Raw genomic sequence first — 22,984 nt, forward strand, 5'->3', positions numbered from 1 at the left:
CGGTCAGCCGTCGGAGTCCGACGACGGGAGGTAGGCGCCGGGTACCGCGTTCGGCGCGTAGACCTTCTTGTCGCCCGGGTACGGCTTGGTGAAGTTGTGCGTCTGGTACCAGGTGTAGCGGTTCATCTGCTCGGGGTTGGCGTAGTCCGGCACGGCGTTCGGGCCGGTCAGGCGCTGGTGCGAGGCCCAGGCCTTCCACTGAGCCGCGACGGTCTGTGCCGCCTGGGGCACCGCGGTGGTCGTCGGTGCGGCGGCCGCCTGCTTGTCCTGCGCCGCCGGGGTGTCCGGACCACAGGTGGGCTGGGGGCTCACGCCGAGGGTCAGCGAGGTCCGGTTGGGCACCGCGGTGAACGGGGTGTTGTCCGCCTTCGGGGTGAAGGCCCCGTACATCGGGGTGGCCGCGCTGTCGAGCTGGTTCATCGGGTGGATGCCGAGGATCTGCTCGATGGTGCGGACCATCGTGATCTGCGAGTAGTAGTGGTGGTCGACGGTGCCGTGCTGGGCGTACGGGCTGATGACCTGGACCGGCGCACGGTGGCCGTCGATGTGGTCGAGGCCGTTCTGGGAGTCGTCCTCGACGACGAAGATCACCGAGTCCTTCCAGTACTTGCTGTGCGAGATCTCGTCGACCATCCGGCCGACCGCGAGGTCGTTGTCGGCGACCTCGGCGGAGGCGTTCGCCGGGCCGCCGGTGTGGTCGTTGGAGAACCAGAACATGTTCAGGTTCGCCGGACCGTTCTTCTCGAAGTCCTGCTTCCAGATCTGTTCCTTGTAGATGTCCGGGACATCGAGGTCGAACAGCGGGAAGCCCTGCACCGCCACCTTGTTGAGCGACGGGATCGCCGAACCGGTCTTGATGGGGTACTGGGTCTGCGCCCCGGTCGCGGCCATGTTCTTGCTGTCGCAGTACAGGTTCTGCCAGGTCGCGCCGGTCGGCTTGGACTCGATCGACTGGAACTCGCCGAAGTCCTTGACGGACTTCCCGGCCGCCTGCGCGCCGGTCCAGATGAATCCGGTCTTCTGGTGGCCGAGAACGTCGTCCTCGGTGTCGTAGCTGCGCGTGTACTCGCCGGCGGAGGACTCGGTGTACTCCGGGTTGTCCGACTGCATCAGCCAGTTGTGGCCCTCGGCGGAGTTGGTGCCGACGTCGTAGAAGTTGTCGTAGAGCCCGAACTGCTCGGCCAGCGCGTGCTGGTTGGGCGTCACGTTCTCGCCGAACGTCGTCAGCGAGGAGTTGCCGTCACCCTGCGGCAGGTCGCCGAAGACCTGGTCGTAGGTCCGGTTCTCCTTGACCAGCAGGAAGACGTGCTTGATCGTCGATGGGTCGCCCAGGCGCAGCGGGACCGGCAGCGCCTTGCCGTGGCTCTTGCCGTTGGCGGTGAGGACCGAACCGGCCGTCCAGCCGTTCTGCTTGAACACGTTGGCCGTCTGCGAGCGGACGGTCTTGTCGTCGGGCAGCGTGAACTGCGTCAGGCTCGACGTCGTGTCGTGGGTGTTGTGACCGCTGGCGGTGGTGGGGCGGCGGGCGTCGATGCCACGGGTGTTGGTGACGATCACCTGCTTGCCGACGGTGGTGATCTCCGAGGGGAAGTAGTCCGTGGGGAGCAGGCCGACGTAGCGGGCCGGCTGCTGCGCGGAGGTGTAGCGGTAGACGGCGACGGCGTTGGCGCGGCCGAGCGTCACCAGCAGGCGCCCGTCGTCGGTGAGCGTCACGGCGTTGGGCTCGTAGCCGACGGAGGCCTCCGGCCACGGCTGGGTGGCAATGGTCTGGACGACCTTGTCCTTGGCCGTGTCGATGACCGAGACGCTGTTGTCGGCGGTGTTCGTGACGAACACCGTGCCCTTCGTGGCGTACACCGCGGTCGGGTGCAGACCGACCTCGATGCTGCTCACGGCGGCCGACGGGTCCGACGTGTCGATGACGCTGACGGTGCCGGTGGTGGCGGCGCCGGTGTCGGGGTCGGCCGGCACCTGGGTGCCGTAGGAGTTCATGGTGGTCTCGCCGGCCTTGGCCGGGCGCCCGCCCTCGTTGCTGACGTAGAGCTTGCCGCCCACCAGGGCGAGACCGCGCGGGGCGTTGCCGACGGCCCAGCTCTGCTTGATGGTTCCGCCGGCCGCGTCGATGGCGACGACCCGGTTCTGGCCGTTGACCGCGGAGTAGACGGTGGAGCCGTCGGCGGAGAACACGGCCGCGCCCACCAGTGCGTGCTTGGTGCCGTCGGCCGGGATGGAGACGGTCACCGGGTTGGCGAGGGTGCCGTCCGCGCCCACGGTGAACTTGGTGTAGTCGTCGGCCTGGCCCAGCCACAGCTGCGTGCCGTCGGGCGAGTACGTCGGACCCTCCTGGCCGACGGAACCGGTCTTGATGCGCAGGTCGTCCGCCGCCTTGGTGCCGACCTTCTGCTTCACCTGCCCGGTCGCGAGGTCCAGGACGACCAGCGAGGCGTCGCCGTCGGCGACCGAGGCCGCGAGGTGGGTGCCGTCCGGGCTGACCGTGGACGACATGATCTTGCCGTCGTTGATGACGGTACGGTCGCCGTACGGCTTGATGTACTGGTCGTTGGGCAGGACCTGGCCGTTGCGGGTGACCTGGGCGACCTGCTGGGTGCCGAACTGCCACGTCGAGGCGACGGCGGTCCCCGTGACGCCGAGCGCGACGGTGATACCCGCCGTCACCAGGAGGGTGCGCCGGCCGACGCGTCTGCCGAAGAGGCTGACCTGCTCTTGCTCGTCAACCCGGCGCAGCCGTGTTACCTGCATGGACTTATCCCTTCTAGGTGGTGTCGAGCAGCTCGACGTTGCCGTCGAACTGCCAAAGGGGGTTCGGGGCGTCCCCGGTGGGGGTAAGGACGAGGAAGTAACCGTTGACTTCCTTCGGCCCGTCGCCGTCGGCCACGAACCGCCCGTCCGAGGCGACGTCGAGCTGGTAGATGGCCGTACCGGCCACCGCGACGTCGGGCAGATGCCAGGTCACGACGCAACGCCAGTCGTTGCCCGCGCCTTCTTGAGCGCCCTGGCCGTCGCTCTTGGTGCACGCCGCCGTGGTCCGCAGCTGCGCCTCCGCGACGGCGGGGCGGTGCAACTGCCGGGTCTGGAGCCGGTAGAGGTGGGCGAATACGGTGGCCACCGAACGCTGGACCTTGTCCTGCGTGATGCCGGAGCCCATGGAGGGCGTCGCCACGGCGATCACCGCGACGGTGACGGCGGTGAGGGCGGCCAGCGGCAGCAGCCCGAGCGTGAGGGCCCGGCGGCCGGCACCGTCGTAGGCCAGGTTGGTGAAGTCCCGCCGCAGGAACAGCAGATGGGCCAGCGCCGTCGCCAGTCCGGCCCACACCAGGCTGACCGCGACGCCGATCAGCAGCGGGCCGAGCTGGGCCGGGCTGGTGAACAGGCCGTTCCAGGAGAGGAAGGCGTAGCCCGGCAGCGCGAGGCGTACGGCGACCGGCAGGGGCAGCATCTGCGCGACCTGCATGCCGAGGGCGACCAGCGGCGGCAGCAGCAGGCCCATCGGGGAGCGCCCCAGGGCCACCGACCCGAGCAGGCCGATCGCGGCGAGCGCCAGCGTCGGGGCGAGTGCGCACAGCCACGCCAGCAGGACCCGGCCGGCCGCGTCCCCCGGTGTCAGCAGATGGCCGTCGAGGCCGACCAGCGGCTGGTTGCCGACCGACGCCAGCCCGCCGATCACGCTGGAGCAGACGAGCCCCGCCACCAGCAGCAGGATGACGGTGAGGCTGGCCAGCGACTTCGCCACGAAGATCCGGCGGGGTGAGCGGACCGCCACCAGCAGATGCCGCCAAGTCCCCAGCCGGTCCTCGGCGGCGAACACGTCACCGGCGACCACCGACGTCAGCAGCGGCAGTGCCCAGGTGCCCGCGAAACCGAGCATCACCAGCGGCCCGGCCCACCCCGTGGCATGCATCCAGCGGCCGAACAGCGTGTCGGACGGCAGGGTGCTCTGCCGGCTCACCCCGACCACGAAGAGCGCCGGCGCGATCCAGCAGGCCAGGACCAGCAGACGGATCCGCCAGTGCGAGACCAGCTTCACCAACTCGAAGCGGTAGCCGCGCGACAGCGGCACCCGGCGGACGATGGCAACGCTGTCATCGGCGATGGCCGTGGTCATTTGCCGTCCTCCTGAGGCTCGGTGAGGGCGAGGAACGCTGCCTCCAACGGCGAGACGACGGGCGCCAGTTCGCGCACCGCCACACCCGACCGCACGAGGTGCGCCACCAGTTCGTCGAGCGCGGGCACCAGGGCTCGCACCACCAGCACCTCGGCGTCCTGCCGCATCCCGGTGTCCTCGACGACCCTGATCCCGTCCGTGTCGTCGGCCAGCCGGCGCGCGGCCCGCGGATCGGAGGTGCGCACCCGGTAGTCGAGTTCACGGCTCTCGGTGGCCAGCTTGTTCAGCGGCCCGGAGAAGACGACCCGACCGGTGGCGAGGATGGTCACCTCGGAGCACAGCGCCTCGAGATCGTCCATCCGGTGACTGGAGACGACCACACTGGTGCCGTCCGCGGCCAGCCGGGTCAGAACCCGGTGCACATGTCTTTTGCCGGACGGGTCAAGGCCGTTGGAGGGCTCGTCGAGCACCAGCAGCCGGGGCTTGGTGAGCAGGGCGGCGGCCAGACCGAGCCGTTGCCGCATACCGAGGGAGAAGCCGCGGGCCTTGTCGTCGGCGACGTCGGTGAGCCCGACCTGGTCGAGCACCTCGTCGATTCCCGCCGTCCGCGCGTCGCGGCCCCGAAGTTGTGCCAGCGCGGCGAGGTTCTGCCGGGCGGTGAGGGAGGGGTAGAGGCCGGGGCCGTCCACGAAGCCGGCGACCCCGTCGGGAACGGCGAGCGCCCGCTCCACCGGCGTCCCGAGGATCTCCAGCCGGCCGCCGTCGGCGACGGCCAGACCCAGCAGAAGACCGAGCAGTGTCGTCTTGCCGGCGCCGTTGGGTCCCACCAGGCCGTGAATCTGACCCTGCGTCACATCAAGGTCGACGCCGTCAAGTGCCACGACATCACCGAAACACTTGTTGATCCCACGCGCCCGGACCGCGAGAAGTGCGCCCATAGTCCCCTCTTCCCAAACCCCCAGGAAACCTAGGGACGCCACACAGCGCAGGCGAGGGATGAGGGTTGAACGTCCAGGGAACGGATCGTCAAGTGATGGGCAAGTGCATGAGTACGAAGTACTCGCATCGGCCCAGAATCGGGCAAGGGAGTCGGCAGCGGGGCGTAGGGCGCCCAATGGGCGGACACGGGGAGAAATGACGCACGAGCCCGGTCAACCGTCCCACCGAGCCGTACCGCTGGGTGTCGCGGGCTGTGTTCTCGGCGCGGCGGGCTGCGGCAGCGGCACGTCCCACACGGCCCCCCTCCCCGTCGGGTGCCTCCCCGTCTGGCACCGCCCCGGCCGGTCCGCCCACGTCGTCGCCACCCACGGCGCAGGCCGCGGCCCTGCCGCGTACGACACTGGCGACCGACCCCCGCGGAGATCACTCCGGCCGCCGAACTCGTGGTGATGTGGGTGTGACGGGGATGGGCACACCGGTTCGGAGGCCAATTCACCGAGCGTGGATCCGGCGGGTCGGGATCAGGCGCCGGCGCCATGCCCCGTGAGATGGCCCCTCTCGCCCTGGGCGATCCGCGCCCGCGCCCGCCTAAAGGACGGCCCCGGCGTCTACGCGAACCTCCGGAAGAGCCTTGGCAACACCATGACCTTCAGACGGTGCTGGCCCTGCTCAACGTCTTCAACTACGTCGGCGCTCTCGTCGGAGCCGGCGCGAGCGGGGGCCGGGGGGGCTGCTGCGGGCCACTTCCGCACCGCCTACGCGATACCTGCTGCCCTCGCGATGGCCCTGGTGACCCTGGCGCGCGTCTTCCGCCCGACGGCACCCGGGCCGACGCACGCATGGACACCCCGCCGCCCGGGATTGACCCACGTCCTCCCCGTGGCCGGGGACAGGGGGCGTAGACCTTGACCGCGATGTCCCGCCCGACGTCGAGCACCTCGCCACCCGCACACTCGTGGTCGTCGCCAGCCGCCCGGGCCGAGTTGTGGTGTCGGGGCGCCCGGCCGGGGCGGCATCGTGGGCGGGTGGGCGGCCGCTGGGCGCCCGGTTACTGGGTCGAGTAGGGGTCCTGGCTGATCAGGTGGGCCTTCAGACCCTCGCCGACGCCAGGTTCCGGAGTGCCCGACCAGTCCTTGATGAGCACGCCACCACTGCTGCAACCCCATGGGTTCCAGGTCCACGCGAGATACCCCATGTTGTGCGCGTCAGCCCAGTCCACCAACCTCTGCATGTAGTCGAAGCCGCAGTTGTCCTGGCCGAACTCACCGATGACGACCGGAACTTGTTGTGCGAGCGGGGCGACCTGGCTGTCCCAGCAGGACGCTGTCGCACAGGCGTTGAAGCTGTACGAGTGCCATGACGCGGCGATGTTGTCCAGCGGGTCGCTCGGCATGTGCGTCAGCCACTCGCGCATGTCGTTGGCCCACTCGAGGCCACCCAGCATGAGGACGTTGGTCGCGCCGGTGGCCCGCACCGCGTCGACCAGGTCCTGCATGCCCGCCGTCTCGTAGGGCAGACCCGTGCAGGTGCCGCCGTCTCGCCAGCACTGCCAGCCGACGGCCTTGTCCCAGTCGGCGGCGATCTCCGGGTACGGCTCGTTGAACAGATCGAAGACGACGGCGTCGTTGCCCTTGAAGACGTTGGCGACACCGGTCCAGAACTGGGGGGCGTACGGGGCATCCGGCATGGGTTTCTGGCAGGTCGCGGTGGCGTCCTTGCAGTGCCAGTCCGGTCCGTTGGTGTAGGCGCCCCGCGTCCAGTGCAGGTCGAGGATCGGGGTGATGCCGTTGGCCACCAGCAGGTCGACGTAGTCCTTGACGCCCTGCTGGTAAGTGGTCCCCTCGGGCGAGCCGTTGAGGCCCAGCCAGCATTCCTCGTTCAACGGCACGCGTACCGCGTGGATGTTCCAGGTCTTCATCGCGTCGACGGAAGCCTGGTCGACCGGGCCGCCGTCCCACAGCCCCTTGCCCTGGACACAGGCGTATTCACCGCTGGAGCGGTCCACGCCCAGCAGCCGGTACGGCTTGCCGCTCACGGTGACGATCTTGTTGCCGGACACCTTCAGCTCCGGGGCCGGACCGCCGGGACCGCCGGTCGGAGTGGGGGTGGGGCTGGGGGTCGGGGAGGTCACCGAGCCGGTACAGGTCACGCCGTTGAGCGCGACCGACGCCGGTTCCGGATTGGCGCCCTTCCACGCCCCGTTGAACCCGATGGAAGCCGAACTTCCTGTGTCCAGCGCCCCGTTCCAGTCGAGGCTGGTGGCGGACACGTGGGCTTCGGACTGTGTCCAGGTGGCGCTCCAGCCGTTGGTGACCTTCTGGTCGGAGTTCGGGAAGTCGAACGTCACGGTCCACCCTCGTACAGGGGAGCCGAGATTGGTGATGGCCAGGTTCGCGGTGAATCCTCCCGGCCATTCGCTCTGCACCTTGTACGCGACCGAGCAGCCGGTGGCGGCTGCCGACGCGGGCAGGGTGGCGAAGGCAAGGCCACCCAGGATCAGTGCACCGGCGGCGCCGGTGGCCAATAGGGCGTGACGACGTTTCACCTGATCTCCTCGTTTGCCGTAAGGGATCGATGAGCTCGATACCCAGCTGATCGACGAAACGGTGAGCCGGGCCCGGACCGAGGGCCTGCGGCCGACCGGCCACCGGGGGTGCTGCGCGCCGTACGGATCAAGGAATCGACAGCTGCCGCGCGTTCAGATCCTGCCGTCCCGGCGGATTCCACGTGGACGTCAGCAGCCGATCGGTGAAGAGCCCAGGGCCACGTCGTCGAACCAGAGAGTGTCGTCGCCGGTGCCGTAGCTCTCCCAGCCCAGGCGCAGGGCGGTGGGGCGGGGAGGGGTCCTGCGGGCGAGCCACTGCCCGTCGACGTTCTGGGTCGGCACCCCGTCCACGTGCAGTCCGGCGACCTCCTGGTCGTCGACCCAGGTGCGCATGGACTGCGCGGTGGTGTCGATCTGGTACCGCAGGCACAGCCACCGGCCGGTCGGCAGCGGGGTGCTGAGGGCGACCCCCGCCGGGCTCTGTTCCGGCAGCGTCGCGTCGTCGCTCTCGCGGTTCCACTGCAACGCGCCGTTCTGCCCGCCGACGCGCAGCGCCCTGCCGCCCTGTGAGGCGTCCGGCATGGACACGAAGGTGACGTGGCTGGTGGGCAGGGCGGTGGTGTGCCGGATGCGCATGCGTACGTACACCACGGGTCCGACGGAGGACAGTTCGCGGGTGGAGGCCGCGAAGACGTGGTTGCAGTAGCCGGCGCCGCCGTCGACCCGCAGTGACCTGCTGCCGCTGAAGGCGACGGACGTGTCGACGCTGACCCTCCCCGTGCCCTGGCAGTCGGGTGCCGCGGTCTGCCAGGCTCCCGAGGGCACGGTGCCAGTCTGGTCCTCGAAGTCGGAGCAGATGGCCGCCCCGGCGCATTCGGCCGGCGCCGTGGCGGTCGGTGTCGGTGTGGGGGTCGGTGTCGGTGTGGGGGTCGCGGTTCCGCCGCACGGCACGCCGTTGAGGGCGAAGGCGATGGGAGCCGGGTCGGCGGTGCGCCAGGTGCCCTGGAGGCCGAAGTCGACGGTCCCGCCGGCGGTAAGCACGGCATTGTGCGCGGCGTTCACAGCGGTCACCGCGCTGCCTGACTGGGTGACCTGTGCGTTCCAGGCGGACGTGACCTGCTGGTCGCCGCCGTAGGTCCACTCCAGCCGCCAGCCGTTCAGGGCGGGGCCGAGATTCGTGACGCGGATCTGGGCGGTGAAACCGCCGGACCACTCGTTGGTGGTGTACGTGACTGTGCAGCCCGTCGCCGCGCCCTGTGCGCGCGACGTCGCCAGCACGGGAAGGGCAACCGCCACCACGGTCAGCACCCATGCCCAGAGAGGCAGGCGGTGGCGGCGCACACGTAATGAAGGCATGGCCATGATCACTCTCTCGACAGGAGTCAGGACGCAGTGCAGAGGAGGGTGCCGAGGTCTCGGTCGTCGCCGTTGAGCGTCATCCCCCAGGTCGTCGAGGCGCCCGGCGCCAGGGAGCCGTTGTAGGAGGCGTTGTGAACGGTGATGGCGGGGCGGGACGGATCCACCACCGCGTTCCAGCGGTTCGCCACGCTCACACCGCCCGGCAGGGTGTGATGCACCGACCAGCTGGTGACCGGCCGGGACCCGGTATTGGTGACCGTGACGTCGACCTGGTACCCGCCCTGCCATGAGCCGGTCACCTTCCATGCCGCCGTGCAGGCGGTGTCGCCGGAGGGGCTCGGCGCGGGGGTGGGAGGCGGTGTCCCTGTAGAGGTATCGGTGGTGTACGGGACGGCGGTGTAGTCCTGCGAGCAGCCTCCCGCACAGCCCGACGGCAGCGAGAAGGAATACGTACGGCCGCCGCCAAGCCAGGCGTCGGCGGCGTCGCGGATCCGAATGGTGAAGTCGCTTCCGCCGGAGGCCGTCGCGCCGATGACATACGACTGCCCCATGTCGCTGTTCATGGATGCGTCGGTCCAGGCGCCGTTCGCCAGGTACTGGATGCCGTGGATGCCGTTGGGTAAATGGGAGACGGCGATGGCGGGCCAGTAGCGCTGGGCTCCCCTGAGGAAGCCGATACGGATGTCGCCGCTGTAGTCCGGGGCCGGGACGAAGCTCCAGGAGACATGACGGTTGTTCCAGTGGCTCGGGTACATCGTCCCCACCGGGGTGCCGCCGATCCGGAAGCGATTGAGGGAGTCGGTCGCCAGGTCGAGGTGGTTGGGGTCGTCCCGGCACCAGGCGTTGGAATCGGCGCAGCTGTCCGCGACAAGCATGGTCAGGGTGGCCCCGTTGTACTGGTCGGCCGCCCAGGAGCCGTTGCGGCAGAAGGGCTGGCCCTGCGCGCCGTCGTTGGTTCCGGTGCAGAAGTCCCCGATCGTGACCTTGACCCAGCGGCCGCAGTTGCGGCCGTTGTCGAAGGCGCCCTTGATCGATGCGCTTGAGTCCGGCACGGGGCGGGGGTAGGCGCCCGAGTAGTCGCCGGGTGTGTTGAACACGTTGAGCGCCACGAAGTCCTGGCTGTCCAGTTCGCGCTGCGGCAGACCGCAGCCGCCGTAGGGGCTGCCGAGCCCGGAGAAGTGGGTCGCGTTACCCAGGACCTCAGTGGCGGCGGCACTCACCGCGGGCGGCTGGGCCGCCGCGGCCACGACGGGCAATGCGGCGCAGCACAGCGCCGCGAGCAACGCGGCGATGCGCCTTCGGGTGGGCGAGCGGGGGGCCGAGGGAAGCTGCATGGGGGGATCCGCCTTCTTCGTGACGGGGCACCGTGTCGTTCGTGCGGGACCCCTCTGGGGGTGAGGGGAGCGAGCGCTGGAGCACCTTCAGCCGTGGGAGCGCTCCCACAGCTCGTATCCGGGACTCTAGAAGAGGGTCATGACCTTGACAAGTGGTCGCGCATAGGTCGGAGTTTTCACCGTGTCCGGGGCGGGGCGGGGGCGCGCCCGGGCCGGACGGGGGGAGTCAGCAAAGGTTCCGCTTCTGCCGGGAGTCTTTGACCTTGCGAGGGTCGAGGTCGGGCTGGAAGGCGAAGTCGTACTCGTACTCGTACTCGTACTCGTCGAGTGTCGTGTGGTGCGGGAGCCGGGAGAGCCTCAGACCCTGGCGGAAGCGGCGGTCGTCGCGGACTGCGAGTTCCTCGGACAGCACCAGGTGGAGAAAGTCGAGGTAGCCCATCTTCCCTTCGTCAGCCCGCCTGATGTACTCGTTGATGGTCTCGGTCAGGTGGGGCAGGCCGAGCTTGCCGGCCGTGGTGCTGATGCGGGTGCTGACCAGCTCGCTCAAGACGTCCCCCCTCGTCCTCGGGTGGGTGGTGAAGGGGCGGGTGCCGGTCAGCTCGTCACAGACCGACAACGGACTGCGGCCGACCTCGACGCGGGTTGCCGCAGCCCGGTTCAGCTCACAGGTCGGCCGCGAGTTTGGCGAGGAAGTCGGCGTTGGCCTGGGTGTCGTGGCTCAGCACGACCTGGTGGTGAGGGAGGGCGGCGAGCCGGTCGGCGACGGTGGCGCGGGCCAGTTCGCTGCCGCCGCCGTTGATGCCGTGCGCGAGGCCGAAGTGGTCGGGGTAGCGGTCCTCGGTGCTGCCGCTCATGAAGTCGTCTTCACCGAGGGCCCGGTCGCCGTCGACCACGGCCGGGCTGGAGGCGGGGTCGATGCGGGGGAACAGCAGGGCCGCCGCGTGTCCGCCCGTCGCGAGTTCCATGCCGAACCAGGTGGCGAACTGGTCGGGGAAGACCTGCACCTTCATCTCCCGCTTGCCGCCCGGCTCCCACAGCGGCTCGCGGCGGCCGGCCAGAAGTGCGTCGGTGACGTCCTTGAGCTGGGTGGGGTGGAGCTGCTCGCCCGCCTGGAGTCGATCGCGCACGACTTCGTACAGCCCGAGCGCGTCGAGCAGGCCCAGCCCGATGGCCGCAGCCGACGGCCAGGGCAGCACGCGCAGCTCGTCACCGACAACCTTCACGAACACCCGGTCGTTCGCGAGGAGCTGGGCGCCGCGATGGGCCAGCAGCAGGGCCGTGGTGGTCCTGCCCGCGCCCTTGGAGCCGAAGGCGAGCAGAGCGCGGTCGTCGCGGACGACGGCGGAGGCGTGCAGGAGCGTCCAGCCGTCGCGCAGCAGGGACGCGCGGATCATCTCCCGGGCGATCCGTGCGGCGGCCAGCGCCAACGGCTGCGCCGTGCGGGCGGACAGGGTGACGTGGCTGCCGAGCTGTTCGGAGCGGTAGGCGAGTCCTTCGTCCGGGGAGACACCGGTGATGGTGCCTGTGCTGTCCTGGGCGAGCAGCAGTTGGGCCTTGGCGTAGGTGACCTCGTTGTGGGGGCAGGAGCGCACCAGCGCGGCGAGGTCCGTGTACGCCCTCTCGTCGAGGTCGGCCGTGACCAGCGGCCCGGCGCACACACTGCTCGCGGGCACGTCGAAGGCGTTCCACCATGATCCGAAGTAGCGGCGGGTCCAGTCGGTGACGAAGGCGGTGTTGCTGAGCACGGTCACGCTCGCGTCCGCGGCCTGCAGCCGGGTGGCGATAGGGGTACTCACGTCGTCTCCAGAGGGGTCGAGGATGGGGCAGGACAGCCGAGGGCCCGGTAGGCGCCTCGGAGTTTGATGATGGTCGCGGCCAGCTGCGCGTCTTCGTCCGCATTCAGGGCTGGCAAGCACGCTACGGGCCGACCAGAGGTGGCCCGCAACGGAATTCCGAGCCAGTCGCCGCGGTGCTCGGCAGTGAGTTCCTCGGTCCCCTCGACCAGGCCGAGAGCCTTATGCAGGGCCGACACCACGGCGCCGGCGGGTCCGAAGCGGGTCCAGCCGACCCCGGCGCTGATCCGCCCGGGGCGGGTACGCAGTTCCGCGCGTACCTCCGCAAGGGGTACATCGGCGGGGGTGCCGTTGACGGTGGTCGACGATGCGCACACCACGGCCCCGTCACCGTGCTCACCGATCACGTGCCCCTGTATGGCGGCCGCGGGCACGTTGAGGAGGTGGGCGAGGATGAGCCGGTAGCGGGCGGAGCAGGCGGCACCGGGGCAGGCCCTGGGCATGTCCCAGTCGGCCGTCTCCCGTCTGGAGAAACGCGGCCAAGCCTCCTACAGCACCGACGTCCTGGCTGCGGCGGCTGCCCATCTTCAGATCCCGCCGGCGCTGGTGGGTCTCGCAGACGGGCGCACGGCGCAGGTTCAGGTGAGAGACGACGATCCCATGCACCGACGCACCGTCCTTGGTGGCGCGGTCGCCGTGATGGCAGCCCCCATCCTGGCCGCCGTGCCGGACCCGCACGACACGATCGGCGGGCAGACCGCCGCACTCCGGTTGACCACGAGTGCCTACCGCAGACTCGATGGCACCACCCCTTCCCGTGACCTCGCCGACGCGGTGGAAGGCCATATCCGGCTCATCCAGACCATCACCCGCACCGCGACCGGCGATGCGGACCGGGCACGGCTGGCCGCCGTGGGCAGCGAAGCCGCCTCCTTCGCGGGCTGGCTCGCGTGGGACAAGGGCGACCACGGGTCGGCCCGCTCCTGGTACGGCGGAGCCGTCAAAGCCGCGCGCACGGCCCAGAACACGCTTCTGACCGCGTACCAGATAGGCACGCTCGCCCAGTTCGAGGCACACGCCGGCAACGGCGTGGAGGCACTGAATCTCGCCCGCCGTGCCCGGCGGGTTCTGGGCGAGCAGCGCCCGGCCGTCGCCGACGCGTGGCTGCTGACCGTGGATGCCCTCGGGTACGCGGTAGCCGGCGACCGGCGCGGGGCGGACCGGGCCCTGGTCGAGTCCCGGACAGCCACGAGGCGCTGACCGCCGAGCAGGAACCGCCACCGTGGCCGTGGGTGTTCTCCTTCACTCCCGACAAGGTGGCCGCCTGCCGCATCACCTGCGGTGCACGCCTGGGGCTGCCCGACTGGGTACTCGCCGAGGATGCGGACGCCCTGAACAGTGGACACGCGAAACAACGTGCGCTGCTCGTGCTCGACATCGCCGCCGGGCACCTCGCTGGCGGGCGGGTGGAGGCCGCGTTCGCTCTTGCTTCCCGCGCCCTTGAGGCCGGTCTGCAGTACCGGTCCGGGCGGATCGTGGAACGCGCTCGCGCCCTGCGCCGTAGCCTCGCCACCGCCTCGCCGCCCAGGGTGGTACGGGACTTCGACGAGCGCCTGCACGCCGTCTATCTGTAGGAGGGGAACATCGCATGAGGGTGGGAATCACCGGGCACCGCGGACTGAGCACACAGGTCGAGGCCCAAGTGCGGGCGCTGGTGACCGAGTACGTCACGGCACACGACCCGAGCGACCTGGTCGGCGTCTCGTGCATCGCCAACGGCCCCGACTCCTGGTTCGCCGAGACCGTGCTGAAGCACGGTGGTCGCCTGGTGGTCGTCATCCCGGCCGCCGAGTACCGCCAGAGCCTGCCCGACTGGCACCACCGCGACTACGACCAGCTCATCGCCCACGCAGCCGACATCCACCGCACAGGCATGACCGAGTCGACCTCCGAAGCCCATCAGGCCGGATCCGAGATCCTCGTCGGCCTGGTCGACGAGCTGGTCGCGGTATGGGACGGGAAACCGGCCCGGGGGTACGGGGGCACCGCAGACGTGGTCGCCTACGCCGAACGGACCGGCGTCCCGGTGCGGGTGCTGTGGCCCGAGGGCGCCAGCCGGTGACGTCAACAGGCTGGGCACTGCTCACGGGTTGCTCCGATTGCGTCGGCGAGCTGGTCGGCGCTCTCGCGGGTCCGGGCCGCGTACGCGCGCAATCCGTCGGCGGCGGGCTCCAGCTGCTGCCGGGGGGGCGGGGGCCGGCTGTTCGCTCATCGAGGGCCGCCAGGGCGCGAACGGGCGTGTCACCACGGTATCGGCCGCACGGCGGCTGTGGGACCGCTCAGCTCAGTCGGGCACAGGGCTCGCGACCGCGGCTCCTTCGACCTTGGCGCACCAGGGTTCGCCGGCGCAATTCCCTCCGAGTCCGGGATCGGCACAGGTGCACTCCGGTTCGCGCTCCGTGATCTGCCTGTCGATGCGCAGCTTCTTGACCGTCGCCGTGGCTTCTTGGATCGAGGCGGCATGGGTGGTGTAGATCAGGGCGGTTGCGCCCAGGTGAGACGGGTCCGTGCACGGCGCCACGACCTGGTACTCGTGCTTCGCGCCTCCCGGGATCTCAGGCGGGCAGGACCTGGCCGTCGGTGATCTGGGCGCGGGCGGTCAGAGCGTGGCCGTCGCAGACCACGTAGCGGTCGCCGTCGTCGGCCTGGACGGTGTGGGTGGCCGCCTCGGTCCAGGCCGCGTCCAGCGTCGTACGGCCAGAGGTTGAAGCAGACGGGGGGCTGTGCCCCTAGAGTCGAAGCCTCGGTGACTCGCGCGCGGGACTTGAGGGTGCCGCCGTGCTCGGGGCACACGCCCCACGGCACGGTGCAGCAGCTCGGGTCGGCGGCGGTGCTCTGCAGGGTCTGTGCGTCGAGCGCAGCGGTGGCGCTGTCGGTGGTCACCCCGGGGATTCTTCCGCCCCCGCTGGCCCGCCCGGGACGGATCGCGACGGTTACGTTCCGTACGGATCACGCCCGCCCGACAGCATGATCACCACCCCCGGATTTTCGGCCCTGGAGGGGGTCTCAGCAGCCTCCGCGCCCCGCGAAACAGACACAAGGGGCGCGAATCGGGGGTGGTGTGACAGTTTTTGAGGGCGGCTGACACCCGTGTCACGCTCACTCTCCGTCAGCGTGACACGGGTCCCAGGGGGCTATGGCCGGGGTCAGCGGTCCTCGGGACGGGCACGGGCGAGGAAGACGGCGAGCGCGCCGGCGGCTTCGGGCTCGATGGTGGCGAGGTGGGCCGCGAACGCCGGCTGGCCCATGTCGACGCCGGGGACCAGGCGGGCGAGTTCAATGAGCAGCGCGGCGTGGGCGCGGAAGACCCGGGATCGGCCAGAGCGGCGGACGGGTCAGCCGGTGCTGACGATGTCCGTCCAGAGGTCGCCGACGACACGGCCGGACTCGGTCTCGTAGGCGTGGGCCCGGAAGTGGGCGTTGTGGGTGCCACAGGACCACGAGACGCTGCTGTGGAAGGGGCCCTGCCCAGGGACGGCGTGGATGCCGCCGTCACGGTAGTTGGAGGCGACGACGCTCCAGGCGCCGGTGCAGTCGCTCCACAGCTCGTCGTAGACCCGGACGTCGGTGGTCGCACCGGCGTCCCTGACGGTCTGGTTGGTGTAGCCGCGGTAACCGGTGGTTTCGACGCACTCGGTCACGGACCAGCCGTATGCAAGGGTCTTACTCGCGCAGGTGTTGCCCGCGGCGTGGGCGGACGGGCCAAGGCCGACGAAGGTGGTGGCGAGGGCCGCTGCGGTGGCGGCGCCGGCGAAAATGTGTCTGATGTGCTTCATGGGATCCTGCCTGTTGTGGGAGCGCACGGGGGTGTCCCGTGCGCAAGGTCAGAGGCCGGCGGCGGGTTTCTCAGCTGACCAGTCACTGCCCTGCTGTGTTGACCCGTTGGAGACGGCGATGGCGACCTGGTGCGCGCTGTCGTGGTAGTACGCCGAGGCGATGATGGCGCTCGAGTACGCGCCGACGCTGACACTCTGATAGACCGGATGCGCGGGATCCGAGGTCCTCCGCGAGCGAGCCATGAATTGCCTCCAGAAATAGGACTGCCGGTGTTGTTCGCCACCTGGGCGATGTATCGCCGAACCAGAAAGATCGACGTGGCCGAGTTGCGGCTCTTTTCGCCCTGGTGTCGTGCCGTGGTGCGTCCGTATCGTTTCGGTTGCGGGCGGTCGCCGGTAGCTTTCGCCATGTACGCGCAAAAGCCCTGACGGGAACGTCAAGTGCGCAGGGGGTTCAGCTTGATACGGATTCATCTCGGGTCCGCTGGCCTCGGCAGCGTCCGTGTCTGTGCCGTCCCGGACTTCGGTGCCGAACTGACGGCGGCCGGGAGCGCTTACGCCCGCAGGGGGCACCTTCGGGACCCGCTCGTGCAGCTCTATACGCCCAGCATCTCGCCGGATCTCGCGGACGGTGTCAGCCGGCTGTACCTCTCCCACTTGTTCGCCCGGCGCAGTCCCATGCCCTTCACCAAGGCCCTCGCCGAGGGCGAGGAGCGGGCCCGTGGCATCCTGGCCGAGGCCGTCGCCCGTCTGCGCAGCACAGCAGTCGAGCCCTACCGATCAGGCATCCGAGCCACGGTCGCAGGCCGGGCCGCCGCACTCTCGCAGATCTGCGTCGGCAGTGGCACCTCGGCCATGCTCCAGCACCTCGGACACGGCATCAGGCTCCGTCACGGCGTCCTGGAACTACCGACGGCCTTCGACGCCGACCTCGAACTCGGCCAGCGGGCCCTGCAGATCCAGGCGGTTGCCCTCAGCGAACGGGTCACCCTGGCCGAGCCCGCCGGGGAACAGCTGACCGTCCGTATCCCCGCCGGGCCCGCCCCGCGCATCGAACCGGACCGGCGGGCGGCCCTGCGGTCGCTGCTGGGCACCAGCAGAGCGGAGGCGCTCGAGAGCATCGTCATGTCGGGAGGCGTCAACGGGCGCCAACTGGCATCCCTGCTCGGCGTGTCGAATGCCGCGGCCAGTCGGCACGCCGCGGTCCTGCGGCGTGCCGGCCTGATCCAGACCCTGCGGCGCGGGCAGAACGTCGAACACGTCGCAACGCCCCTGGGCTACCACCTGATGCAGCCGGAAACACCACCGGGAGCGTGATCGGAACACTCCGAGCCGAGCGGTTCCTCACGCGCGATACGCGCACACCTGCTCGGCCGGATTCCCCCATGGCAGCCGTCTGCCTTCGGACCGGTCGGCCAGTCCGGACGCACCGCCTGGGGCCTGTTGCGAAAGTGGCGTCGTCGCCCGGAGAGCGGCCGCGCGGCGTCCGGTGCGTGCTCTGGGGTCCCCCCTGCGCGAAGAGCTTGGGGGAACGTGCCGGGCGTCGCGCGGCAGGCGTCACTTCTGCAACACGCTTTAGACGTCCGGTGATCACTCGGCACCTCTGCCCGCCATCTTTCGTGACTACCCGCCAGCTACGGCGAACACTCACAACCGCCTCGCCGGTCGCGAGCCCCTGAACGGCTCCCACAACCCCGAATGGACAGCAACTGCTCAACATCATGGCCAACCACGACGCAACATCAGGCGCTGACCTCTTGCTCTTCCACGCGTGCTGGCCAACTATCGCGCAACGTCACACGTCTGTCCGTACGGTGGGAGACGTGGCGACGCCCTCCGCCCCCGAGCCGGTCCCGGTGCCCATCCGGGTACTGCTGCCCGGTGACCAGGAGGTCGTGGCACAGTTGGGGTCCCGTCGGCAGGCCCGCGACGGCTGGAGGTACGAGGTCGGGCTCCCTGGGTACCGCAACGGCCCCGCGGACACGGTGGAGGGCGACGGGCACGGGGAGACGCCGTGGCCACCGCGCGAGCCGACGTATCCCGGCGCTGCGTTCAACCCTCGTCGGATGCGGTGGGCGGGAGCGCGGAGGAGTCAACGCCCCATGACGTGACGAAGTCGGCCACCACCTCCACCCAGTTCGGGCCGCTGACGGCATTGGTGGCTGCGGCGACTGACTGGCGCGCCTCGCGCAGGGATTCCGTCAGCCCTCGCGGCGCAGGGCGGCCGGCGTCGTGCCGAGTTGGGCGCGGATCACTCGGGTCAGGTGCTCTTGGTGGGAGAAGCCGCATGCCGCCGCCACCTGCGCGATGGGCATGGAACCCCCGCGCAGCAGGCGGGCTGCCTGCTCCACGCGCAGGCGCACGAGGTACCGGTGGGGAGGGCACTCGACGCGGGCCTTGAAACGCCGGGCGAACTGGCTGACGCCGAGGCCCGTGGCCGAGGCGAGGTCCTCCAACGCCAGCGGCTCGGAAAGCCGGGCGTCGATGAGTTCCCGAACGGCCGCGAACTGCCGGTCGGTGAGCCCTACTTGCCGCCCCGCACGTTCGTCGACCCGTTGCCGCACGCTGTGGCGACGGGCCAGCTGGGCCGCGGCCATGAGCGTGAGCTGATCCGCGTAGGTGCTGGCACTGGGCTCCCAGCGCCGTACGACCCCGTCGAGGGCCAGAACCAGCTGCTCCAGGAGTGGATCCGTGGTGCCGAACTCTTCCTTCAGCCGTACCGGCCGGCCACCATCCGCGCTGGCTTGGAGGGCCGCGTCCGACAGGTAGACATGCACAGTGTTCAGGTAGCCGCCGAGTTCCACGTCCAGCTCCGTCTCGGCCGGATGCAGGAACAGACCGCCGGGCGGCACCTGCCGTGCGGCCGTCAACCCGCGGCGTCCCCTGCGGACGGTGACGGGCCCGTCAAGATGCAGGATCACCAGGTGGCTGCCGGCTCCCTGAAAGGCATCCCGGTACGGCAGCTCCCGCTGCGTCGACACATACAGCCTCTCCCAGCCGAGACCCGCACTCGTGCGGACGGGACGCACCCCTGGCCGAACCAGGATTCCGTGGGTGTCCCCCAGTCCCATCTCGCTCATGGCGGCCCTCCCTCTCGGCACAGTCTTGCTGCCTTCCGTACGGGTGGGCAAGCACGGACCAGGCGGCGGCCGACGCCGTTTCTGTGCAAAACGATGCCGAGATTGTGCAGGAACGCCGGTGCACGGCCTCGAATACTGCGACAGACCCCCTGACCCCCGCAGCACGGAGAGCGCTTCATGAGGAGTTTTGTGCACACGGCCAGCCCGAGCCGGGTGGTCTTCGGCGCGGGAACGCTCCCGCAGGTCCGCGACGAGGTCGAACGGCTCGGCGGATCCCGCGTACTGCTCCTCTCCGACGGATCACCGGTCCTGCGCAAGGACACCGAACGGCTCCGTGGAGTCCTGGGCGACCTGGTGGTGGCCGAGTTCGATGGCGCGGCCATGCACACCCCCGTCGAGGTGACCGAACAAGCCCTGGAACTCGCGCGCGACCAGCAGGTGGACTGCCTCGTGGCCATCGGCGGCGGCTCGACGACCGGCCTCGCGAAGGCGCTGGCGGTCCGCACGGACCTGCCCCAGATCATCGTGCCGACCACCTATGCCGGTTCCGAGGTCACCCCCGTGCTCGGCGAGACGGTGGACGGCCGCAAGGTCACCCGGTCCTCCCCCGCGATCCTGCCGGAAACGGTCGTCTACGACGTTGAGCTCACCCTCGCTCTCCCCACCGCCATGTCCGTGACCAGCGGCATCAACGCGCTGGCCCACGCCGTGGAAGCCCTCTACTCGCCGGACGCCGATCCCGTCACCGACGCCATGGCCCTGGAAGCGGTCGCCGCCATCGGCCGAGCCCTCCCCGCCCTCCACGACAGGCCCTCGGACACGGCGGCACGAGCGGAGTTGCTGCAGGCGGCATGGCTGTCCGGCAGCTGCCTCGGCGCCGTCGGCATGGGACTCCACCACAAGCTCTGTCACACGCTGGGCGGAGCCTTCGGCCTTCCGCACGCCGATACCCACACCGTGATCCTCCCGCACGCCATGGCGTACAACGCGCCCGCCGCTGAACAGACGATGGAACGCATCGCGCGCGCCCTGGGTGTGCCCGACGCCCCCACCGGCGTCTTCGACCTGATCCGCGGGGTCGGCGGCCCGACGTCTCTGCGCGATCTCGGCATGGCCGAGGCCGACCTGGACCGCGCGGCGGAACTGGCCACCGCACAGCCGTATCCGAACCCGCGCGAACTGACCCGCGTCGGCCTCGCCGACCTGTTGCGGGACGCCTGGCACGGCCACCGCCCGCAGGCGGCGGCCGGGTCCGTTCCCGACCTGCGCGCGCTGACCGACGAGGTCGTGGCCAGCTTCGACGGCTGCACGAACCCGCGTCTCAGGCAACTGCTGACGGATTTCGCCCGCACCCTGCACGCCTACACGATCCGCAACGACCTGACCCCACAGGAGTGGCAGCGGGCCATCGACTTCCTCACCGAGGCCGGCCACATCACCACCAACACGCGGCAGGAGTTCATCCTCCTCTCCGACACCCTCGGTGTGTCCAGCGTCGTCGACGCCCTCGCCAACTCCCGTACGCCCGATACCACTTCCTCCACGATCCTCGGCCCCTTCTATGTCGCCGGGCTGCCCGCCGCCGAACACGGCAGCGACATCGCGGGAGACTTCACGGGGACGCCGATGTGGGCGGACATCACGGTGACCGACCAGGAGGGGAGCCCGGTCGCCGGTGCCGTCGTGGACGTCTGGCAGTCCAACGAGGACGGCTTCTACGACGTCCAACTCCCCGATCTGGACGGGCCGGTGCTGCGTGCCCGGTTCACCACCGGCGCCGACGGGCGGTTCATGTTCTGGTCGATCCTGCCGTCCGAGTACCCGATCCCGGACGACGGTCCGGTCGGCAAGATGCTCTACACCGTCGGACGCCACCCCTACCGTGCACCGCACGTGCACTTCCTGATCAACGCCCCTGGACACCAGCCGCTGATCACCCAGCTGTTCGTCCGGGGCGGGGCCTACCTCGACAGAGCCCCGGGCCGGCGCGACGCGGTCTTCGGCGTCAAGGACGACCTGGTCACGGACTTCGTCCGGCACACCGGCCCCACGCCCGACGGTCGACCTGTCGACGGTGAGTGGCGCCGACTCGATTTCACCTTCCGCATCGCGCGTCTCGGGCAATGAGCGCCTGTTCCCTGACGGATTTCCTCAGAGCTTCATGGAGACAGCATGAGCACGCCTGAAAGCTACGACACCGATGTTCTCGTCGTCGGCAGCGGACCCGCCGGCGGAACCGCCGCCCTGCTGTTGGCCACCTACGGTGTGCGCACCCACCTGGTCACCAAGTACGGATGGCTCGCCGACACCCCGCGGGCCCACATCACCAACCAGCGTGCCATGGAGGTCTTCCGCGACCTCGGCATCGAGCAGGAGGCGCTGGAGAAGGGCACACCGAGCCATCTGATGGGCGACACCGTGTTCGCCACCTCACTCCTCGGCGATGAGATCGGCCGCATCCGAACCTGGGGCACCGGTGACGAGAGCCTGACCGAGTACGGGTCCCAGAGTCCCTGCGGGATGATCGACCTCCCGCAGACCTACCTGGAGCCCATCCTCCTGGCCAACGCCGCCAAGCGCGGCGCCGTGGTCCGGCTGAACACGGAACTCGTCGACTTCGCACAGGACGCGGACGGCGTGACCGCGCGCCTGCGCGACCGGCCCAGCGGAAACGAGCACACCGTCCGCGCCCGCTACATGATCGGCGCCGACGGCGGCCGCAGCATCGTCGCGGAGAAGCTGGGACTGCCCATGGAGGGGCAGATGGGCAAGGCCGGCAGCATGAACATCGTCTTCAGGGCCGACCTCGGGCAGTATGTCGAACACCGTCCCAGCGTCCTGTACTGGATCATGCGCCCGGGCGCCGACGTCGGAGGCATCGGCATGGGCCTGCTGCGCATGGTCCGGCCCTGGAACGAGTGGCTCATTGTCTGGGGCTACGACATCGACAACTCCCCTCCCGAGCTCACCGACGAAGCCGCGGCGGCGATCGTCCGCGACCTCGTCGGCGACGACGAACTCGACGTGCAGATCGACAGCGCCTCCCTGTGGACCGTCAACCACGCCTACGCCACCCGGCTGCACGCCGGCCGCGTCTTCTGCGCCGGGGACGCCGTCCACCGGCATCCGCCGTCCAACGGCCTCGGCTCCAACACCTCCGTCCAGGACTCCTACAACCTGGCGTGGAAGCTGGCGGCCGTCCTCAAGGGCCACGCCGGGCCCGAGCTGCTGGACACCTACTCCGACGAACGAGCCCCCGTCGCCCAGCAGATCGTCGAACGCGCCAACCTCTCCCGGGACCAGTTCCTGCCCCTGTTCGAGGCCCTCGGCGTCGTCGGCGGCGACGAGGAGGGCATTGCCAAGGCGCTGCACGCGGCCCGGCAGCCGGACGCCGACGGGGCGAAGAAGCGGCGGGCCATCCGCGAGGCGATCGAACTGAAGCACTACGAGTTCAACGCCCACGGCGTCGAGCACAACCAGCGCTACCAGTCGGCCGCCGTCATCCCCGACGGCACCGTCGAAACGATCTCCCGCGACGACGAACTCTTCGGACGCCCGACCTCCCGCCCCGGCGCGAAACTGCCGCACGCCTGGCTCGTGGACGACCGGGGCAGGCGCATCTCGACGCTCGACCTGGTCGGGAGGGGCAGGTTTTCCATCGTCACCGGCCTGGCCGGAGCCCCGTGGGCCGACGCCGCCGAGACCCTGGTCCAGGAACTCGGGCTCGACCTGCGTACCGTCGTCATCGACCGCGACGCGCACGACGCGTACGGCGAGTGGAGCCGCCGCGCGGAGATCGACGAGGAGGGTGTGCTGCTTGTCCGTCCCGACGGGTACGTGGCCTGGCGCCGGCCCGACGGCGCCGCCGACATCACCGAGGCGACCCGGTTGCTGCGGGAGGCGCTGACCATGGTGATCTGCCGATCCGCATGACGTGCGGCACACGCTGCATGGCCTTCGCCCACTTGGCGGCGT

Annotated in this window: 16 protein-coding genes and 1 pseudogene; 6 read left to right on the forward strand and 11 right to left on the reverse strand. The window is 70.0% G+C overall.

Annotated features, from left to right (window positions below; translation table 11 throughout):
• Window positions 1-3 precede the first annotated feature (3 nt).
• The 9 genes and pseudogenes from ACZ5NW_RS36085 to ACZ5NW_RS36125 form a co-directional block, all read right to left on the reverse strand.
• Window positions 4-2,760 (reverse strand): alkaline phosphatase family protein, encoded by a 2,757-nt coding sequence (locus tag ACZ5NW_RS36085; RefSeq protein WP_468748265.1) that lies wholly within the window; start codon window positions 2,758-2,760, stop codon window positions 4-6.
• Window positions 2,761-2,773: 13 nt separating this feature from the next.
• Window positions 2,774-4,123, reverse strand: coding sequence for an ABC transporter permease (locus ACZ5NW_RS36090; protein WP_468748266.1), 1,350 nt, complete (start codon window positions 4,121-4,123; stop codon window positions 2,774-2,776).
• On the reverse strand, window positions 4,120-5,061 hold the full coding sequence (locus ACZ5NW_RS36095; protein ID WP_468748267.1) for an ABC transporter ATP-binding protein: 942 nt from the start codon (window positions 5,059-5,061) through the stop codon (window positions 4,120-4,122). Before ACZ5NW_RS36095 ends, ACZ5NW_RS36090 begins: the two co-directional genes overlap by 4 nt.
• A gap of 1,049 nt (window positions 5,062-6,110) precedes the next feature.
• Window positions 6,111-7,607 carry a cellulase family glycosylhydrolase gene (locus tag ACZ5NW_RS36100; protein ID WP_468748268.1) on the reverse strand — a complete coding sequence of 499 codons (1,497 nt, stop codon included), beginning with the start codon at window positions 7,605-7,607 and terminating at the stop codon, window positions 6,111-6,113.
• Window positions 7,608-7,796: 189 nt separating this feature from the next.
• A complete protein-coding gene (locus tag ACZ5NW_RS36105) occupies window positions 7,797-8,963 on the reverse strand; it encodes a cellulose-binding domain-containing protein (RefSeq protein WP_468748269.1) in 1,167 nt (388 codons plus the stop codon).
• A gap of 26 nt (window positions 8,964-8,989) precedes the next feature.
• On the reverse strand, window positions 8,990-10,300 hold the full coding sequence (locus tag ACZ5NW_RS36110) for a cellulose binding domain-containing protein (protein ID WP_468748270.1): 1,311 nt from the start codon (window positions 10,298-10,300) through the stop codon (window positions 8,990-8,992).
• 253 nt (window positions 10,301-10,553) lie between these two features.
• A pseudogene (locus ACZ5NW_RS36115) lies at window positions 10,554-10,847 on the reverse strand (ATP-binding protein); the annotation flags it as partial.
• 115 nt (window positions 10,848-10,962) lie between these two features.
• Window positions 10,963-12,096, reverse strand: coding sequence for a phosphoenolpyruvate carboxykinase (ATP) (locus ACZ5NW_RS36120; protein WP_468748271.1), 1,134 nt, complete (start codon window positions 12,094-12,096; stop codon window positions 10,963-10,965).
• Entirely contained in the window at window positions 12,093-12,500 is a 408-nt protein-coding gene (locus ACZ5NW_RS36125) for a Rossmann-fold NAD(P)-binding domain-containing protein (protein WP_468748272.1), read from the reverse strand. The genes ACZ5NW_RS36120 and ACZ5NW_RS36125 overlap by 4 nt, the downstream gene beginning before the upstream one ends.
• Before the next feature lie 253 nt (window positions 12,501-12,753).
• On the opposite strand from ACZ5NW_RS36125, the gene ACZ5NW_RS36130 reads away from it, so the two are divergent.
• From ACZ5NW_RS36130 to ACZ5NW_RS36140, 3 genes are read left to right on the forward strand one after another with little or no spacing between them, the layout of a single operon-like run.
• Window positions 12,754-13,353 carry a hypothetical protein gene (locus ACZ5NW_RS36130; RefSeq protein WP_468748273.1) on the forward strand — a complete coding sequence of 200 codons (600 nt, stop codon included), beginning with the start codon at window positions 12,754-12,756 and terminating at the stop codon, window positions 13,351-13,353.
• Between the two features lie 32 nt (window positions 13,354-13,385).
• Complete coding sequence (locus tag ACZ5NW_RS36135) at window positions 13,386-13,727, forward strand: hypothetical protein (RefSeq protein ID WP_468748274.1); 342 nt, start codon at window positions 13,386-13,388, stop codon at window positions 13,725-13,727.
• Between the two features lie 14 nt (window positions 13,728-13,741).
• Window positions 13,742-14,215, forward strand: coding sequence for a hypothetical protein (locus ACZ5NW_RS36140; protein WP_468748275.1), 474 nt, complete (start codon window positions 13,742-13,744; stop codon window positions 14,213-14,215).
• A 1,273-nt stretch (window positions 14,216-15,488) separates the two neighbouring features.
• On the opposite strand, the gene ACZ5NW_RS36145 is transcribed toward ACZ5NW_RS36140, so the two are convergent.
• Window positions 15,489-15,929 carry a hypothetical protein gene (locus ACZ5NW_RS36145; RefSeq protein WP_468748276.1) on the reverse strand — a complete coding sequence of 147 codons (441 nt, stop codon included), beginning with the start codon at window positions 15,927-15,929 and terminating at the stop codon, window positions 15,489-15,491.
• 588 nt (window positions 15,930-16,517) lie between these two features.
• Here ACZ5NW_RS36145 and ACZ5NW_RS36150 point away from each other — a divergent pair.
• Window positions 16,518-17,246, forward strand: coding sequence for an ArsR/SmtB family transcription factor (locus tag ACZ5NW_RS36150; RefSeq protein WP_468748277.1), 729 nt, complete (start codon window positions 16,518-16,520; stop codon window positions 17,244-17,246).
• A gap of 884 nt (window positions 17,247-18,130) precedes the next feature.
• Here ACZ5NW_RS36150 and ACZ5NW_RS36155 read toward each other — a convergent pair.
• Entirely contained in the window at window positions 18,131-19,009 is an 879-nt protein-coding gene (locus ACZ5NW_RS36155; protein ID WP_468748278.1) for a helix-turn-helix domain-containing protein, read from the reverse strand.
• Between the two features lie 177 nt (window positions 19,010-19,186).
• Between ACZ5NW_RS36155 and ACZ5NW_RS36160 the strand changes: the two genes are divergently transcribed.
• Together ACZ5NW_RS36160 and ACZ5NW_RS36165 are read left to right on the forward strand one after the other, a co-directional pair.
• Window positions 19,187-21,136: a maleylacetate reductase and hydroxyquinol 1,2-dioxygenase domain-containing protein gene (locus tag ACZ5NW_RS36160; RefSeq protein ID WP_468748279.1), complete on the forward strand. Its 1,950-nt coding sequence runs from the start codon at window positions 19,187-19,189 to the stop codon at window positions 21,134-21,136.
• Between the two features lie 45 nt (window positions 21,137-21,181).
• Window positions 21,182-22,942 (forward strand): FAD-dependent oxidoreductase, encoded by a 1,761-nt coding sequence (locus tag ACZ5NW_RS36165; RefSeq protein ID WP_468748280.1) that lies wholly within the window; start codon window positions 21,182-21,184, stop codon window positions 22,940-22,942.
• The last annotated feature ends 42 nt before the right edge of the window (window positions 22,943-22,984 follow it).

The sequence above is a fragment of the Streptomyces sp. NPDC032126 genome (genome assembly GCF_055580085.1).

Bases quoted from the DNA above. Each gene is read 5' to 3' on its own strand.
- ACZ5NW_RS36085 (WP_468748265.1), bottom strand. From the start codon at position 2,760: ATGCAGGTAACACGGCTGCGCCGGGTTGACGAGCAAGAGCAGGTCAGC.
- ACZ5NW_RS36090 (WP_468748266.1), bottom strand. From the start codon at position 4,123: ATGACCACGGCCATCGCCGATGACAGCGTTGCCATCGTCCGCCGGGTG.
- ACZ5NW_RS36095 (WP_468748267.1), bottom strand. From the start codon at position 5,061: ATGGGCGCACTTCTCGCGGTCCGGGCGCGTGGGATCAACAAGTGTTTC.
- ACZ5NW_RS36105 (WP_468748269.1), bottom strand. From the start codon at position 8,963: ATGCCTTCATTACGTGTGCGCCGCCACCGCCTGCCTCTCTGGGCATGG.
- ACZ5NW_RS36110 (WP_468748270.1), bottom strand. From the start codon at position 10,300: ATGCAGCTTCCCTCGGCCCCCCGCTCGCCCACCCGAAGGCGCATCGCC.
- ACZ5NW_RS36130 (WP_468748273.1), top strand. From the start codon at position 12,754: ATGCACCGACGCACCGTCCTTGGTGGCGCGGTCGCCGTGATGGCAGCC.
- ACZ5NW_RS36140 (WP_468748275.1), top strand. From the start codon at position 13,742: ATGAGGGTGGGAATCACCGGGCACCGCGGACTGAGCACACAGGTCGAG.
- ACZ5NW_RS36145 (WP_468748276.1), bottom strand. From the start codon at position 15,929: ATGAAGCACATCAGACACATTTTCGCCGGCGCCGCCACCGCAGCGGCC.
- ACZ5NW_RS36155 (WP_468748278.1), bottom strand. From the start codon at position 19,009: ATGAGCGAGATGGGACTGGGGGACACCCACGGAATCCTGGTTCGGCCA.
- ACZ5NW_RS36160 (WP_468748279.1), top strand. From the start codon at position 19,187: ATGAGGAGTTTTGTGCACACGGCCAGCCCGAGCCGGGTGGTCTTCGGC.
- ACZ5NW_RS36165 (WP_468748280.1), top strand. From the start codon at position 21,182: ATGAGCACGCCTGAAAGCTACGACACCGATGTTCTCGTCGTCGGCAGC.